The organism is Psychrobacter urativorans (assembly GCF_001298525.1).
GTDB classification, from domain to species: Bacteria; Pseudomonadota; Gammaproteobacteria; order Pseudomonadales; family Moraxellaceae; genus Psychrobacter; species Psychrobacter urativorans_A.
The window spans coordinates 45,359-59,817 of sequence record NZ_CP012678.1; the positions used below are offsets into that span (position 1 = coordinate 45,359).

Annotated in this window: 14 protein-coding genes and 1 pseudogene; 3 read left to right on the top strand and 12 right to left on the bottom strand. The window is 42.8% G+C overall.

Annotation, left to right across the window (positions count from 1 at the left end; genetic code table 11):
- Positions 1 to 39: 39 nt before the first annotated feature.
- Complete coding sequence (locus AOC03_RS00215) at positions 40 to 1,347, bottom strand: AarF/ABC1/UbiB kinase family protein (RefSeq protein ID WP_062533055.1); 1,308 nt, start codon at positions 1,345 to 1,347, stop codon at positions 40 to 42.
- A 165-nt stretch (positions 1,348 to 1,512) separates the two neighbouring features.
- Positions 1,513 to 2,049, bottom strand: a complete 537-nt coding sequence (aroQ, locus tag AOC03_RS00220; protein ID WP_062533057.1) for a type II 3-dehydroquinate dehydratase — start codon at positions 2,047 to 2,049, stop codon at positions 1,513 to 1,515.
- A 428-nt stretch (positions 2,050 to 2,477) separates the two neighbouring features.
- Between aroQ and AOC03_RS00225 the strand changes: the two genes are divergently transcribed.
- Both AOC03_RS00225 and AOC03_RS00230 read left to right on the top strand, forming a co-directional pair.
- A complete protein-coding gene (locus AOC03_RS00225) occupies positions 2,478 to 2,693 on the top strand; it encodes a cold shock domain-containing protein (protein ID WP_062533058.1) in 216 nt (71 codons plus the stop codon).
- A gap of 200 nt (positions 2,694 to 2,893) precedes the next feature.
- Positions 2,894 to 4,048, top strand: a complete 1,155-nt coding sequence (locus tag AOC03_RS00230) for a DEAD/DEAH box helicase (protein WP_062533059.1) — start codon at positions 2,894 to 2,896, stop codon at positions 4,046 to 4,048.
- 182 nt (positions 4,049 to 4,230) lie between these two features.
- Here AOC03_RS00230 and AOC03_RS00235 read toward each other — a convergent pair whose 3' ends face one another.
- The 8 genes and pseudogenes from AOC03_RS00235 to ilvA all read right to left on the bottom strand — a co-directional run bounded on the left by AOC03_RS00235 (position 4,231) and on the right by ilvA (position 11,026).
- Positions 4,231 to 5,133, bottom strand: coding sequence for a sulfite exporter TauE/SafE family protein (locus AOC03_RS00235; RefSeq protein ID WP_062536302.1), 903 nt, complete (start codon positions 5,131 to 5,133; stop codon positions 4,231 to 4,233).
- Positions 5,134 to 5,261: 128 nt separating this feature from the next.
- The gene (gene ccoS / locus AOC03_RS00240; protein ID WP_062533060.1) at positions 5,262 to 5,537 is read right to left on the bottom strand and encodes a cbb3-type cytochrome oxidase assembly protein CcoS; all 276 of its coding nucleotides are present in this window, start codon (positions 5,535 to 5,537) and stop codon (positions 5,262 to 5,264) included.
- A gap of 161 nt (positions 5,538 to 5,698) precedes the next feature.
- On the bottom strand, positions 5,699 to 6,469 hold the full coding sequence (locus AOC03_RS00245; protein WP_062533061.1) for a YdcF family protein: 771 nt from the start codon (positions 6,467 to 6,469) through the stop codon (positions 5,699 to 5,701).
- Complete coding sequence (gene murB / locus AOC03_RS00250; RefSeq protein WP_062533062.1) at positions 6,459 to 7,583, bottom strand: UDP-N-acetylmuramate dehydrogenase; 1,125 nt, start codon at positions 7,581 to 7,583, stop codon at positions 6,459 to 6,461. Before murB ends, AOC03_RS00245 begins: the two co-directional genes overlap by 11 nt.
- 179 nt (positions 7,584 to 7,762) lie before the next feature.
- The gene (locus tag AOC03_RS00255; RefSeq protein ID WP_062533063.1) at positions 7,763 to 8,260 is read right to left on the bottom strand and encodes a low molecular weight protein-tyrosine-phosphatase; all 498 of its coding nucleotides are present in this window, start codon (positions 8,258 to 8,260) and stop codon (positions 7,763 to 7,765) included.
- A gap of 242 nt (positions 8,261 to 8,502) precedes the next feature.
- The gene (locus tag AOC03_RS00260; RefSeq protein ID WP_062533064.1) at positions 8,503 to 8,922 is read right to left on the bottom strand and encodes an RNA-binding S4 domain-containing protein; all 420 of its coding nucleotides are present in this window, start codon (positions 8,920 to 8,922) and stop codon (positions 8,503 to 8,505) included.
- A 125-nt stretch (positions 8,923 to 9,047) separates the two neighbouring features.
- Positions 9,048 to 9,206: pseudogene (locus AOC03_RS13025) on the bottom strand (excalibur calcium-binding domain-containing protein); the annotation flags it as partial.
- A 266-nt stretch (positions 9,207 to 9,472) separates the two neighbouring features.
- Complete coding sequence (gene ilvA, locus AOC03_RS00270; protein WP_062533066.1) at positions 9,473 to 11,026, bottom strand: threonine ammonia-lyase, biosynthetic; 1,554 nt, start codon at positions 11,024 to 11,026, stop codon at positions 9,473 to 9,475.
- Positions 11,027 to 11,298: 272 nt separating this feature from the next.
- Here ilvA and rpiA point away from each other — a divergent pair, with 272 nt between their 5' ends.
- Complete coding sequence (gene rpiA / locus AOC03_RS00275; protein ID WP_062533067.1) at positions 11,299 to 11,958, top strand: ribose-5-phosphate isomerase RpiA; 660 nt, start codon at positions 11,299 to 11,301, stop codon at positions 11,956 to 11,958.
- Positions 11,959 to 12,085: 127 nt separating this feature from the next.
- On the opposite strand, the gene argF is transcribed toward rpiA, so the two are convergent.
- Both argF and alr read right to left on the bottom strand, forming a co-directional pair.
- Positions 12,086 to 13,006: an ornithine carbamoyltransferase gene (gene argF, locus AOC03_RS00280; protein ID WP_062533068.1), complete on the bottom strand. Its 921-nt coding sequence runs from the start codon at positions 13,004 to 13,006 to the stop codon at positions 12,086 to 12,088.
- Between the two features lie 249 nt (positions 13,007 to 13,255).
- On the bottom strand, positions 13,256 to 14,374 hold the full coding sequence (gene alr / locus AOC03_RS00285) for an alanine racemase (RefSeq protein WP_062533069.1): 1,119 nt from the start codon (positions 14,372 to 14,374) through the stop codon (positions 13,256 to 13,258).
- Positions 14,375 to 14,459: the final 85 nt, after the last annotated feature.

Below are 14,459 nucleotides of genomic sequence, written 5' to 3' on the forward strand. Positions count from 1 at the left end.
TAAAAAAGTATCTGTACAAGTATAGGTACATAAGTATCTTTAAGTAGGCATATCTAAATAGTGATGCACCAGCGGTGATAAATCAATCTCAACGCCTAAATTAACCAAATTCCAATATTGTCCAGATACGGTGCGATCCATCATCATGGTGGTTGCTGACGGTTGAAACTGTCCAAAATATTTTAATGATGCGCGCATCTGGGTAATTGCTTCGTGATGCACTTGGCTCTTGGAAAAATCGAACGCACCTTCTTGATAAGGAGGAATGGATAATGATTTTAGCCCAATAGACAGCCATTTTTGATAAAACTCACCCGGTACATGGGTTTTATTGTCGCGACGCACTTCTAAGGCAATTAAATCTTGTTCAAGGGCGGTCACATCACCTTTGATAGCGTGTTGAGCAAAGCGTCGAAACAGCTGTACTTCACTGTCGCTATAGCTGCGAATGCCACCAAAGTCATAAGCAACGACGCTACCATCAGCACGAAAAGCAAAATTTCCTGGATGCGGGTCGCAGTGCATACGATATAAGCCAAACAGTTGTCCTGCACTAAAGTGAAACAAATGCGTCGCAATTTTTTGCTTAATATCGTTATCCCATGTTGCGGCAATCGCTAACGGCTCGCCCATCTCTTCAGTCAACGTCAGAACCCGTTTGGAAGAATGACTACTGATAACTCTTGGAATAATGATACCGTCATCTCTAGAATGAAACGCGCCAAATACTCGTAAGTTATGCGCCTCTTTAATATAGTCAAGCTCATCATGTAAGCTTTGACGAATCTCATGAAACAGCTGTTCTTGTAGCGTACGGCTCATATTGAGCACGCCAGCAATTTTCAGCGCCATACGCACTTGTTTTAAATCACTATCGCAGTTTTTATCGACATCGGGATACTGTACTTTGACGACGACTTTTTGACCTGATGGCAGAATGGCTCTGTGCACTTGTCCGATAGACGCTGCCGCAAATGGTATTTCTTCAAAGCTGATAAATAAATCATTAATATTACCTTGCAGCTCATTTTCAACTTGCGCCCGTATCTGCGCATAAGGCATCGCCGGTGCATCTTTTTGCAACTTTTCTAAAGCGCTTGCCACTTCAGGTGGAAACACATCTTTATACTGCGAGGCAATTTGACCCACCTTCATGACCGCGCCTTTCATCTCACCAAGGGTCTCGGCAATTTGAATGCCCACGTCTTGCATCATCTCTGAGCGCGCTTGTAGGCGTTTCTCTTCGTCACTAGAGAAATGCTTCAATGAATTCTTCGCCGCCTTACCCGCAATACTTGCTGTCATACCTGCCAATTTCATAAAGCGTTTTCCGGACGATTTTGCCATTCATATCACCGTGTATTATTGACTATATAGTGTGTATTGAGCTGTTATGTGCTGAGCTGTTATTTTTTGAGCGGTGGATGACTGCGGCTCGTGGTTCTTAGTTCAGCGTTGATATTGTAATGAAGCATCACTTATTTAACCAGTAGGCTTCAGTTACCGAGGTTGTTATTCCGCTAAATTAATGTTGTACGTGTTCACTAACCAATAATTTAGCGCCATCTGATAGCCAAGATGCCCTAGACCGCAAATCACGCCGACTGCCACATCACTCAAATAAGAAAGATGTCGAAATGGCTCACGCGTATGAACATTGGACAAATGCACTTCGATAAAGGGCTTTTGGGTGGCGAGCAGCGCATCACGGAGCGCAACGGACGTATGTGTAAAAGCAGCAGGATTAATAATAATGGCATCAACTTGCTCAGTAGCGGGTGCTAATAAGCCATAATGCTGAATGTCATCAATCAGTTTACCTTCATGATTGGACTGAATGCAAATAAGTTCAATACCATGTTCAGCCGCACATGCGCTTAATTGTGCCTCGATATCAGCCAGAGTAGTGTGACCATATATTTCAGGCTCACGCTTACCAAGTAGATTGAGATTCACGCCATTAACTAACAGTAATTTACGCGTCAAAGATTGGGCTTCGTCGGACGATAGGGATATGTTTTGCGTTGAGGATTGAGAAGTCGCGCTCATAATTTTCTCTATATATAAGGAAGTAAAGAGGTAAAAGTAAATAAGGGATAGCGATTTTTTAAATGTTTTATTATTAAACTGTGGCGATTGTCCTTTATCATAACAGTTTGACTGGCATTTTATAAAGTAATGATAGAAAAGGTCATAGAGCCGTCAAAAATCGAGTTAAAATGCTTTATGTTGCTATAAACCCGTGTTATGATGTTTTTTAGGTAATAAATATTGCAAGCTTGTTACTGGTACGCTTGCAAGCGGCTCATTTTTAAGTCCGTTTAACGAATGATTATGATGATAGTTATATGTGTATCCATACTTTTTAGTTAAATAACTGGTCTTAAATTCTGATTTTATGACTTTACTTAGATTCCGTCTATATACAATGTAGCAAATAAATAGGCGACTAAGCACAATTTTTAGGAAATATGATTATGTCAGCTCGTGAACAAGGTATCGTCAAGTGGTTTAATGACTCAAAAGGTTTTGGCTTCATTCAACGTGACAGTGGCGAAGATATTTTTGTCCATTTCCGCGCGATTCAAGGTGATGGCTATCGCTCATTGCAAGATGGTGAAAAAGTTGAATTCATCGTTACTGAAGGTGAAAAAGGTCTGCAAGCTGAAGAAGTTAGAAAAGTAGGCGAGTAAGCCATTTAGTCATTATTGCAGTTTAGCGTTAATGGCAGAGTGAACTACTGATATACTACTGAGTCAAGCCTGTCTTATCTTACCGAGGTGCAGAGTATCACCATGCATTCGGTAAAATATAGATATTGGGCTTGGCTTTTTTGCGTTTGATGGCGTTTTATAGTTAAACGGTCATTATATAATCATATAAGGATAATTTTTTGAGTAACTTCACGACTTTTACGGACTTACCACTGTCAGCACCGACATTAAAAGCAATCGATGACTTAGGGTTTACCGAGCTGACTGCCATTCAAGCGCAAATATTGCCACATACCTTAGCGCATCAAGATGCTATCGGGCAGGCGCAAACGGGTACAGGAAAGACCGCCACATTTTTGCTGACAATTATGGAAGCATTGCTTACGCGTCCTTTTGCGAGTGATGAAGATCGCTATTTAGGTGAGCCACGTGCCGTTGTGATGGCGCCTACTCGCGAGCTTGCGCAGCAGATATTTGATGATTGTATCGCATTGACTAAATATACCTCGCTGCATAGTGTATGTATCATGGGTGGTACGAATTATGAAACGCAGCAGCATGAGCTTGAGCGTCAATATGTTGATATTTTGATTGCCACACCAGGACGTCTGATTGATTTAATGAATAAAGGCATGGTATATCTTGACCGTGTGGAAGTATTGGTATTAGATGAAGCCGACCGTATGTTGGATATGGGTTTTATTCCTGATATCAAGCGTTTGGTAGGTAGAATGCCGCCGAATACTGACCGCCAAAGCTTACTGTTTTCGGCAACATTTAACCAAGATGTGATGAATTTAGCCTATCGCTGGTTGCATGAGCCACAGTTTGTCGAAATTGAGCCGGAACATAAGACCAGTGAGCTGGTAGAGCAGCATTTTTATCTACTAACAGAAAGTCAGAAATTAGAAGCACTAGAGCGTATTCTCAACGATGAGGGCGTGGATAAAGTTATTATCTTTGCCAATCGTAAAGACCAAGTGAAACGTCTGTATCATAAACTGCGTCAAGGGCATAACATCGTTATGCTATCTGGTGATGTGATTCAGCAAAAACGTGAGAAATATTTACAGCGTTTTAAGGATGGTCATGCGTCAATATTGGTAGCGACCGATGTCGCTGGGCGCGGTATTCATGTTGACGATATCAGTCATGTGATTAATTATACGTTGCCAGAACAACCTGATGATTATGTGCATCGTATTGGACGCACTGGACGCGCTGGACAGACAGGCATTAGTATTAGCTTTGTTAGCGAAGACGATGCCTTTAATTTACCAGCATTAGAGAAGCATTTAGATACCAAGTTCACTCTTGAGCAATGGCAGCAGTAATTGTTCATAGTTATTGTCGAGCACTTTTACACTAGTAGTGTGTTTTCACTATAAGTGATAAATGCTTAATAAGTAATAAATAATTAACCATAAAAAAACCATCAACGTTATCAGTAGCATTGATGGTTTTTTTCTTACTGTCGTTATATTTTACATAAAAAGTTAGCGGTGATTATTTGTTATTAATGGGCATGTTCCATGGTAGCGGTATGCTCATTATTCATATTGTGCTCGCTTGGCATAGCACTCATATCATGCATGCTATGATCCATATTAGGTGCCATTTCAGGCGTCATAGTATGATTCATTTGGCTCATATCATGATGTGCGGACGTACCAGCATCAGATATCATCGCTGAATGACTACTATGATCCATTTGCATATCGCCACCATGACTACTGTGTCCACCATGCATACTGCTCATCGCCATCGGCACGACAATGACAGCCAGTCCTGATAGCATCATGATAGCGCCATTCATTTGTCGCAAGCGCAAGCGCCCAATTTGATTGCGCAACCAGCTCACGGTTTCATGGGTGGCAACCAACATGGGTACAGTACCTAACCCAAACGCAAACATCAAGACCGCACCAGTTAAAGGTTCATGACCAACAACAGCGATAAGTAGCGCACCATAAACCAGTCCGCAAGGTAAAAACCCCCATAATAAACCTGCCGTCAATGCTCGTGGAAAGGTGGTGAGAGGAAATACTTTTTTGCGTAAGGGCGCCAAAGCTTGCCAAAAGCGCATACCTAGACGTTCAAGTTTCGTTAAAAAAGGTGCGCCAAGCATCGTCATGCCCACAAATACTAATACCAAACCCAGTAAAATACGCGGGATATTATTACCTACCATGACAGGCGCTAGGACAGTTGTACCAATTAAACCCGCAATTAACCCTAAAGAGGCGTAGCTAAGCAAACGCCCAAGATGGTACGTTGCAATCAAGCCACGACGTTTGGCTGGGCTAACATCTTTCATGGATAAACCAAAAGCGGCAACAAGACCGCCACACATACCCAAGCAATGTGGTGAACCAAAAAATCCCATCAGTAATGCGGCGACTAATAAAGCGATGGTCATAATGAACGTCTCTTCAAATAAAAGATAGTTTGGGAAAAACTGTCGATAGCTCATAGTATTGAGCATTGGTTGTTACTTATTAAGCTTCTAAAATTATAACATAATATATTATTATATAATATATTTAACTAATATTCGGTTTCGTTTTTATTATTATCGTTTGTAAGCGATGTTTGAATGCTCGCTTCATTAATTGTAGATTGATCTATAGGATTGTTGCCAGTGTTGGTGTAGTCGTGAGCTTGAAGGGTTTGGCGGCGCTCTTGGCGATCGTCTAAAATAATGCGCTGTGACGCGTTGTCCAAATCCTCAAACTGATTGGATTTCACCGCGTAACGTACCGCCCAAATAGCCACCACAAACAGCATTAGACTCAATGGAATTAATAAAAAAATGCTGAGCATGATAGACCTCGAAGCGGATAATTTTTGGATAGGCTGTAAGTCCTATTATACGCTGTTTATCCATAGAGTAAGTATTGATGCTTACTCTAAGTGATATTAAATGCAGATAACTATATTTAATATCACTGTGTTTTTGATAACGTTATTTTTAATAAGAGTATTTAGTTAAAGGTCTTTATCGCATTACCTCTTGGCGTTAATAATTGCTGTTCACTCACCTCGTCAGCGTGGCGACAGTTCGACTGCGGTCGAATCACATCGCGCAGATAGGCGGCAATTTCGTATACTGCACGGCGAGAATGGCTTAGATTTTGTGCTGGTTGCATCCAATCACGCCTAACTGGTAATGGTGCATCAATTGGGGTGGTGTTAATATTATTTAACGCAAACTGCCGACGCGCACGTGCCATATGATAGCTGTCAGTGACGAGGTAAACGTGATGTAAGGGGATGCGTTTAGCGGTGAAACGCGCATTTTCGCACGTGTTCATACTGGCATTTTCGCTGATAATCCCATCGATACCATGCTCAATGAGCCATTGCCCAAGCCAAGGCGCTTCAGCACCACTCAATACTACAGGTAGCGGCAGATCATGGTATGCCGTCGCAGTAGTACGAACACGGTTGAGACTATAGCCATTTAATATAATACGATTGTCACTATCATTAGTCAGACCACCACCAAGTATTACATAAGCCGTCGGCGGCGAGCTCATCGCCGCGCCAGTCATAGTGGGTAATGGCAAATGCTGAAAAATATAAATAACGACGCGAGAAAATAATGGGGTAAATAAACTGACCAATACCACAATAATAATCGCTGAGCCAACCACAAAAGTAATATGAATGATGCGAAAGACTTTAATCGTACGCTCCGCTGAGCGCAAATAGTAGCGCCACAGGCGTTTAGATAATAGTCGCTTAGACAGCATACTGACCCTGTCCAATAGTGGCATCAGCATTAACCCAAACAGGCTCACGTGCCAAAGTTATCGCAAATTTGTCGTAAACACAGGAAGCAATATAGTTTTGGGCGTTAGCAACATCGTCTTGGGTCGACTGATATGGACTGTGATTCGTCAAAACCAGCGCTTGTTGTTGATGCGTAAACACAGGAGCGATACCGCCACCTTTTAAGCCTGCCTGTTCAATGAGCCAACCTGCCGCCACTTTGACCGTTGATTCAGGCATAGGATAGCCGACAATATGGGGATAAGAGACTTGTAGGGCGGTAAATTGCGCTTGACTAATAATAGGGTTTTGGAAAAAACTCCCACAATTAGGCAATTGCTTAGGGTCAGGTAATTTTTGTTGTCTAATATCAATAATTGCCTGCATCACATCCGCAGGATTCGGCTGCTCGCGTCCGTCCTGTGTCGCATAAGTTTGCGCCACTGTTTGTACATCGCCATAACTTGCCAAAACTCGCGCAGCGTCCGTATGCAAACGAAAGCCCACACGGCTAATCAACCACGTATTTGGGGCTCGTTTAAACAGACTATCACGATAGCCAAACTGGCAATCATTGGCTGATAAACGCTGCCACGTTTTACTCGGTAAATGATACGCACGGACATATTGTAGACAGTCCTCTAGTTGTACGCCATACGCACCAATATTTTGTACTGGAGCAGCACCAGTTAATCCGGGTATCAGCGCTAAATTCTCTAGCCCATAGAATCCTTGACTGACAGTATGCGTAACCAAATCATGCCAGTTTTCACCTGCCATCACTTCAATGTCGACATACTCATCGGTCTGTTGCGTGATGTTAATACCACGCATCTGTGGTTGTAATACCGTCGCGTGTAGCTTGGCGGGTAACAGGACATTACTACCGCCAGACAATACGAATAACGGCACACTGCCATCATCGCTTGCCATAAACTCATCAAGCTGCGCCTCATCCGTTAACGTCACCACAGTATCCGCCACGCAAGCTAATGCCATCGTGTTTGCATGTGACAAGTCATGCGATAAGTTATGATGTGGTTTATGAGATAAGCCCTGTTGGACTGTAGGAGTAGAGTGTAAAGCTAGGGTCATAACACAACCTATTGGGCGAACAGATAAGGTTTAATTGGTTAATAAATGATAATAAAGTCATCATCAATATACAGAACAGTATAAGGGATAAGCCATTAAAAAGTAGATAAAATAGCTAATTTTTAATGGCGAATTGTGTCTATCTTTATACGGTCAAATAATAACGAACCCGCTGAAATTTAGTTGGTTCTCCAGCTTTCAATCCAAGCCTGCGAGCTTGACTCAATACGCTCAATCACTTCCTCAAAAGCATCACCATCACCTTGATAAGGGTCGGGTACGTCGTCGCCACCATAGGTAGGGTCTTCTTCACTAAACAAAGCCAGTTTAGCCAAGCTGTCTTCTGTGTCCGTCATGCTGTCTTTAATGACTTGGAGGTCGGCTAAGTTTTGACCATCCATTGCCAAAATCAAATCAAAATTACGAAAGTCATCTACATTTACTTGGCGTGCTTTCAGTTTACTGATGTTATAGCCGTGCGCTTTGGCATGACGCTGAGCTCGCTCATCGGGTGCATGCCCAATATGCCAATTTCCTGTACCCGCTGAGTCTACTTTCATTGCAAGCCCTGCCACCGCTGCTTGCTGACGGAAAATCTCCTCGGCAGTCGGTGACCTGCAAATATTGCCCAAACAAACCAACAATACAGATGATGGTGTAGACGCTTTCATGAGCATAGTGAGACCTTTTATAACAAAAAAACATGCCATAAAAAACCAGCACTGATAATGCGGCTTATGAGCATGCTAATGGATAAATAAATCAGTATTTAGCGTAACGCTTAATACCTAAAATGGCAAGTGTCTAGGTTAGACAATAGCGTTCATTCGTTGAAACGCCAAGGATACTGTGGTTTAGCTTAAACGCTTAATAAGTGACTGATCATAAATTGAGCAAGCAAATGTTGATACAGAACACATTAGTCTCGACTATTTTTAAAGCGATGCAAATCACGGCGTTCTTTCTTATTGGGCTTATTATCAGGACGCGCAAGGTTGGCAAGTTTACGCTGTTCGGCAAAATAGGCGCGGCGCTCTTCGCTTTCAGTAGTCTCTGAATATAAGACTTGGGCGGCAGTAGCATCGCCTCGCTGAGCTGTGAGCGCTTCAACGGTCACTGTTTTTTCAGTCATTGCAGTGGCAGACCCTTGACGAATGGTCAGCTCGTCACCGACCGTAATCTCTTTACTGCTCTTCACGCGGCTACCACCGTAATGTACGCGCCCGCTTTCGATTGCTTGTTTAGCAAGCGAGCGCGTTCTATAAAAGCGTGCCGCCCACAGCCATTTATCAAGACGAATTTTGCTTGGCGTACTGGGTATATCGTTATTTTTACTCATCAAAACCTCATATGATATTAATACTATTTAATCAATTAATTTTAATGGAATGTGTTTCTAAACCATTCAAAGATATGATTACATTTTCAATAAAAGATACTTCTTTTATAAAAATAACATAGTTATTAACGACAGAATTGGTCTTCGCAAGGAATACCGTCATTATTGCCATCCATTTTAGTATTGGGACAATGTTTTATAAAGTAGGTGGCTTCTTCACAGGATTTCATTTGTGAACAGTGCTGTCTACCATCACAAGTGAAACTGGGTGTATTCGGTGATGTATTAGTTGCAGTAGTCATTGGTGTAGTCAGCGCTTGCGGTTCAGGAGATGAATCATTATAAGACGGTGGTATGTTTTCTAAGTCAGCAGCAGTGAAAGTAGGCACAGTAGTAGCGGATTCAGTCTCAGTTACTTGAAATTTTTGATAGCCATAAAATGCTAAAACACATAACGCCATAATGATTAGAATTTGCTTCATAACATCTCAATCAAAAATATCTCAATTAAAAAGAACACTGAACCGCAAGTTTAAGCCGTAAATTTATCTTATTTTAAAAATAATTGATAACCAATATTATCACTGACGGTCGTACATTGGTAGCCGATATCAAGGAGCGCGTCTTGTAGTAAACGCGAGTTGCTCTCGGAGGCTTGCAAGCCTACCAACACGCGTCCTTCAGCAGCGCCGTGATTACGATAATGGAATAAGGTAATATTAAAATCATCGCCCAATTTTTCTAAGAAGGTCAATAGTGCGCCCGGACGTTCAGGAAATCTAATCTTGAGTAATTGTTCGTTTTCTACATGCGCATGACCACCAATCAAATGGCGAATATGCGATTTAGCAATATCGTCATCAGTTAAATCGTGTGCTGTGTAACCATCAGCGGCTAACTGTGTACTGATAGTTTGACGCTCTTTTTCACCTTCTTTTAAGGCAATACCCACAAAAATCGCTGCAGGTTCCATTGAGTCCGGTGACTTTTGATTGTCTGCACGATAGTTAAATTCAGTGATATTGCGACCATGTAGACTACGGCAGAAGTCTAAAAATGCGCCTGTTTTTTCGGGAATGGTCACGGCAAAGATGGCTTCTTTTTTCTCACCAATTTCAGTGCGCTCAGCGATATAACGCAAGCGATCAAAGTTCATGTTCGCACCGCAAATAATACCAACGCAGTTTTTACCTTGTAAGTTATTGGCTTTAATATATTTTTTCATACCGGCAACGGATAATGCGCCAGCTGGCTCAACGATGCTGCGATTTTCTTCAAAGACGTCCTTGATCGCAGCGCATACTTCATCATTGGTACAGGTCACAACTTCAGGCTCGACCACTGGTCCTGAACCATCGCTTTTTTGCATACGAATAACGTCAAATGGTATCTTGCCGATTTCTGCCACCGCCACGCCATCAACGAAAAGACCGACTTGTGGTAAGCGCACCCGTTCACCGGCTGCAAGCGCCGCTTTTAAACAGGCAGCTTCTTCCGCTTCTACTGAAATAACTTTTACATGCGGGGCAACTTCACCTAAGAATGCGGCAACACCTGCGATAAGACCACCGCCACCAGTAGCGACAAAAACATAATCCATGTCGCGCCATTGTTGGGTCAGTTCAAGCCCAATCGTCCCTTGTCCCGCAATCACTAACTCGTCGTCATACGGTGGAATAAAAGTTAAGCCTTCACGCTCAGCGCGATCGATAGCGTAGCGGTTAGCTTCATCAAAGCTATCACCATACAAATCTACGTTACCGCCCAGTGCTTTAACCGCGTCAACTTTGATATCAGGGGTCGTGGTCGGCATGACAATAATATTATTAAGAGATAGTTTTCGTGCCGAGTAAGCCACCCCTTGCGCATGATTGCCTGCTGAGGCACAAATGACCCCACGTGCCTTTTGCTCGTCGCTTAATTGGCTAATGCGGTTATAAGCACCGCGTAATTTAAAGGAAAAAACAGGTTGCAGGTCTTCGCGCTTCAGACGAATGTCATTGGCGAAACGCTGGGTCAGCTTCGGTGCAGGCTCAAGAGGGGTCTGAATAGCAACATCATAGACAGTGGCTTGCAATATGGCTCGTACCCAGTGTGACAACATAATTTTTCCTAAATAAACGGTAGATAAAAATAAAAAAAGAGGTGAGTATAAAAATAGCTAGATTAGCCTATGCCGATTTTCAGCATCTTGCAAGACTCAATTGCAATTTTAAGTCCTGTTTTGGGAAGACAATAAAGTTTTTAGCGCGTTCTAAAGTTGAGATTATAGTTAAATAACCTTTAAATAGGGACTAAATTAGAATTTGTATCAGCCAGACTTCCGTTATAATAGGCGCGCATTTTTATATTCTTTTACGTTGCCAAGGATTTATGATGAGTGATCAGCACGCACAAAAGCAAGCCGCTGCTAAAGCCGCGTTACGTTATATCGAAGACGATATGATACTTGGGGTAGGGACGGGCAGCACGGTTAATTGCCTGATTGAATTGTTACCCACGCTCAGGCTTGCCGGTGCGGTTGCTAGCTCGCAAGTGACCGAAGATAAGCTCCGTGCGCTTGGTATTGAAATAGTAGATTTAAACTTTGCCGGTACGCTTGACCTTTACATCGATGGCGCAGATGAAGTGAATGTACAATTGCAACTGATTAAAGGTGGCGGCGGTGCATTGACTCGAGAAAAAATCGTCGCGGCGGCATCTAATAAGTTTGTATGTATGGTTGATGACAGCAAGATGGTTGAGGTGCTTGGGCGCGCATTTCCTGTGCCGATTGAAGTATTGCCGCAAGCGCGCTCGTATGTTGCTCGTCAATTGGCACAATTGGGCGGCGAACCAGTCTATCGTGAAGATTTCGTCACCGATTATGGAAACGTGATTTTGGATACTTATGACTTGGATGTTAGCGACCCTATCGCCCTTGAGCAGCAATTAAACAATATCGTTGGTGTGGTTTGTAACGGTATTTTTGCCGCCAACCAAGCGGATATCCTATTAAAAGCAGGGAGTGAAGGTGTTAAAACCATTTTGCGCTAATGCTTGCTTAATAAATATCATGTATTGATACTTAGGTATAAAACATAAAAAAGGCAGGTTACGTTAAGTAGCCTGCCTTTTTTATGTGTTTTTTATTTATGCGCTTTTTAATGACGTTTTTATATGATTAAGACAATTTAATTTTATCTTTTAATAAAAATTCCATCAGTGCTTTTTGCGCATGTAAACGGTTTTCAGCTTCATCCCAAACCACTGAACGCGGGTCATCAAGCATATCATGAGAAATCTCTTCGCCACGATGCGCAGGCAAGCAGTGCATAAACACCACTTCAGGATCGGCTTTATCTAATAGTGAAGGCGTCACTTGATAAGGCGCAAAACGGCGCGCACGGGTGCTTTGCTCAGACTCTTGCCCCATACTTGCCCACACATCGGTGACAATCAGGTTAGAATCTTTCGCGGCATCTTGGACATTTTCAACTAGGCTGACGCAATGTGAGAAGCGTTCCATCAGTACCGGATCAGGCTCAAAGCCATAAGGTGCTGCTATGCGTAGCTCAAAGCCAAACTGATTTGCCGCTTGCATATAGGAGGCGCACATATTATTACCATCACCAACCCATGTGACGATTTTATTTTCGATACTGCCGTGATGCTCATAATACGTTTGCATATCCGCCAATAATTGGCACGGATGAAACTCATCGGTTAAAGCATTGATAATCGGTACACTAGAGTACTCAGCAAAGGTCTCAACTTTTTCATGCCCAAAGGTACGAATCATAATGATATCGACCATGCTCGATATGACACGGGCTGAATCTTCTAATGGCTCACCGCGACCCAGTTGCGTGTCATTTGGCGATAAAAAAATGGCACTGCCACCAAACTGCCCCATACCAGTCTCAAACGAGATACGCGTACGGGTAGAGGATTTTTCAAAAATCATGCCCAACGTCCGACCAACAAAAGGTTGGTAAATCTCGCCCGCATGCTGCATTTTTCGCAACTCGCTGCCGCGTTTAATAAGGGCTTCTAGTTCTTGTTTGGTTAAATCAGATAAAGTTAAAAAATGGCGCAAGCTCATAGCAATCCTAGCAGTCGAACACAGTCAGTGAAAAATGGGAGGTTATCAGTAGGCGACGGCATGGTAAAATGACCAATACCGTGCTGACAACAAAATTTTAGTATAGCGTAATTGAGGATAATGTAAACGCCCAATTTTGCCATAATAAGTAAGGCTGTTTTTTAAGCAATCAGCCTACCATTTTATCTATGTTATTTATATTAACTATGTTATTTATCTGTGCTATTTGATGAGCGTAAAACCACGTTTTTATTCTAATGATGACGTTTGTGTACGAACAGGTCGGGTACTCAATCGGCATAGCAGCTCATAGCCAATAGTGCCTGCATGATTTGCTACTTCATCAACATGGGGAACGCTGCCCCAAAGTATCACCTTGCTATTTAAAGCAAGCGTTGTCGGCGTTGAGCTGATATCAATGACAATCATATCCATTGCCACCCGACCACGAACGGGGCAAGGATAGCTTTGCTTGCTGCTTTCATCAATCACAGAAACATAGGCGTTTTTATCGAGTATGCGTGGATAGCCATCGCCATAGCCGATACTGACCAGCGCGGTTCTGGTTTCTTGCTGCGCAATCCAGTGACTGCCATAACCAATGGCATCGCCCACTTTTATCGTTTGTAGCGCCATAATTTGGGCGCTAAAATCCATCGCGGGTTGCAAATTTAACTCATTTGCAGAGGTATTCTTAATGGGTGAGCTGCCATATAGCATGATACCGGGGCGCACCCAATCATAATGACTGTCGGGAAAATTGACCAAACCGGCTGAATTACATAGCGAGCCTTGAACATCTTGACTCACAGTGTCACGCAATCGCGCTAGCATATCAGCAAAGCGTTGTTTTTGAATGGTATTGAGCGGGTGATCAACGTCGTCAGCATTGGCAAAATGAGTGGTTAATATCATTCGATAACCGGCATCATGCAGACGCTGAGCAGCATCCAAAATAGTCTGCTCATTGAAGCCCAAGCGGTTCATGCCAGTATTATATTTTAGCCAAACCTGCCGCGCTTGGTTGGCAATCGCAGGGACATTGTCTAACGCCCATTCAAGCTGCGGATAATGATGAATCACACAGCTTAAGTCATTGTCAATCGCCTGCTGCCATTCTGCTTGGTTAAATACCCCTTCAATTAAGCCGATCATTTTATTCCAACCCAAGTCGCGTGCTTCTAACGCCTCTATCAGCGTTGCCACGCCAATACCATCTGCTTGCTGCAAGGCAGGCAATACAGCTTTAACCCCATGACCATACGCATTGGCTTTTACCATTGCTAATATTTTGGCAGTGGGTGCTCGTTTTTTGACTTGATTTAAGTTGTGGGTGAGTGCTTGAGGCTTAATCGTGATGGTGCGCATAATCGGCTTCTTTATTAGCAGGGTGGTAAAGCAAAGCTACAGATTAGTCAAAGCTCTTTTTATGAATAGCGATTTACTATCTGTA

Coding starts and splice junctions, on each gene's coding strand:
- AOC03_RS00215 (WP_062533055.1), bottom strand. CDS start 1,347: ATGGCAAAATCGTCCGGAAAACGCTTTATGAAATTGGCAGGTATGACA.
- argF (WP_062533068.1), bottom strand. CDS start 13,006: ATGAGCTTGCGCCATTTTTTAACTTTATCTGATTTAACCAAACAAGAA.
- AOC03_RS00225 (WP_062533058.1), top strand. CDS start 2,478: ATGTCAGCTCGTGAACAAGGTATCGTCAAGTGGTTTAATGACTCAAAA.
- AOC03_RS00260 (WP_062533064.1), bottom strand. CDS start 8,922: ATGAGTAAAAATAACGATATACCCAGTACGCCAAGCAAAATTCGTCTT.
- AOC03_RS00245 (WP_062533061.1), bottom strand. CDS start 6,469: ATGCTGTCTAAGCGACTATTATCTAAACGCCTGTGGCGCTACTATTTG.
- alr (WP_062533069.1), bottom strand. CDS start 14,374: ATGCGCACCATCACGATTAAGCCTCAAGCACTCACCCACAACTTAAAT.
- ccoS (WP_062533060.1), bottom strand. CDS start 5,537: ATGCTCAGCATTTTTTTATTAATTCCATTGAGTCTAATGCTGTTTGTG.
- aroQ (WP_062533057.1), bottom strand. CDS start 2,049: ATGAGCGCGACTTCTCAATCCTCAACGCAAAACATATCCCTATCGTCC.
- AOC03_RS00235 (WP_062536302.1), bottom strand. CDS start 5,133: ATGACCATCGCTTTATTAGTCGCCGCATTACTGATGGGATTTTTTGGT.
- ilvA (WP_062533066.1), bottom strand. CDS start 11,026: ATGTTGTCACACTGGGTACGAGCCATATTGCAAGCCACTGTCTATGAT.
- AOC03_RS00255 (WP_062533063.1), bottom strand. CDS start 8,260: ATGCTCATGAAAGCGTCTACACCATCATCTGTATTGTTGGTTTGTTTG.
- murB (WP_062533062.1), bottom strand. CDS start 7,583: ATGACCCTAGCTTTACACTCTACTCCTACAGTCCAACAGGGCTTATCT.
- rpiA (WP_062533067.1), top strand. CDS start 11,299: ATGAGTGATCAGCACGCACAAAAGCAAGCCGCTGCTAAAGCCGCGTTA.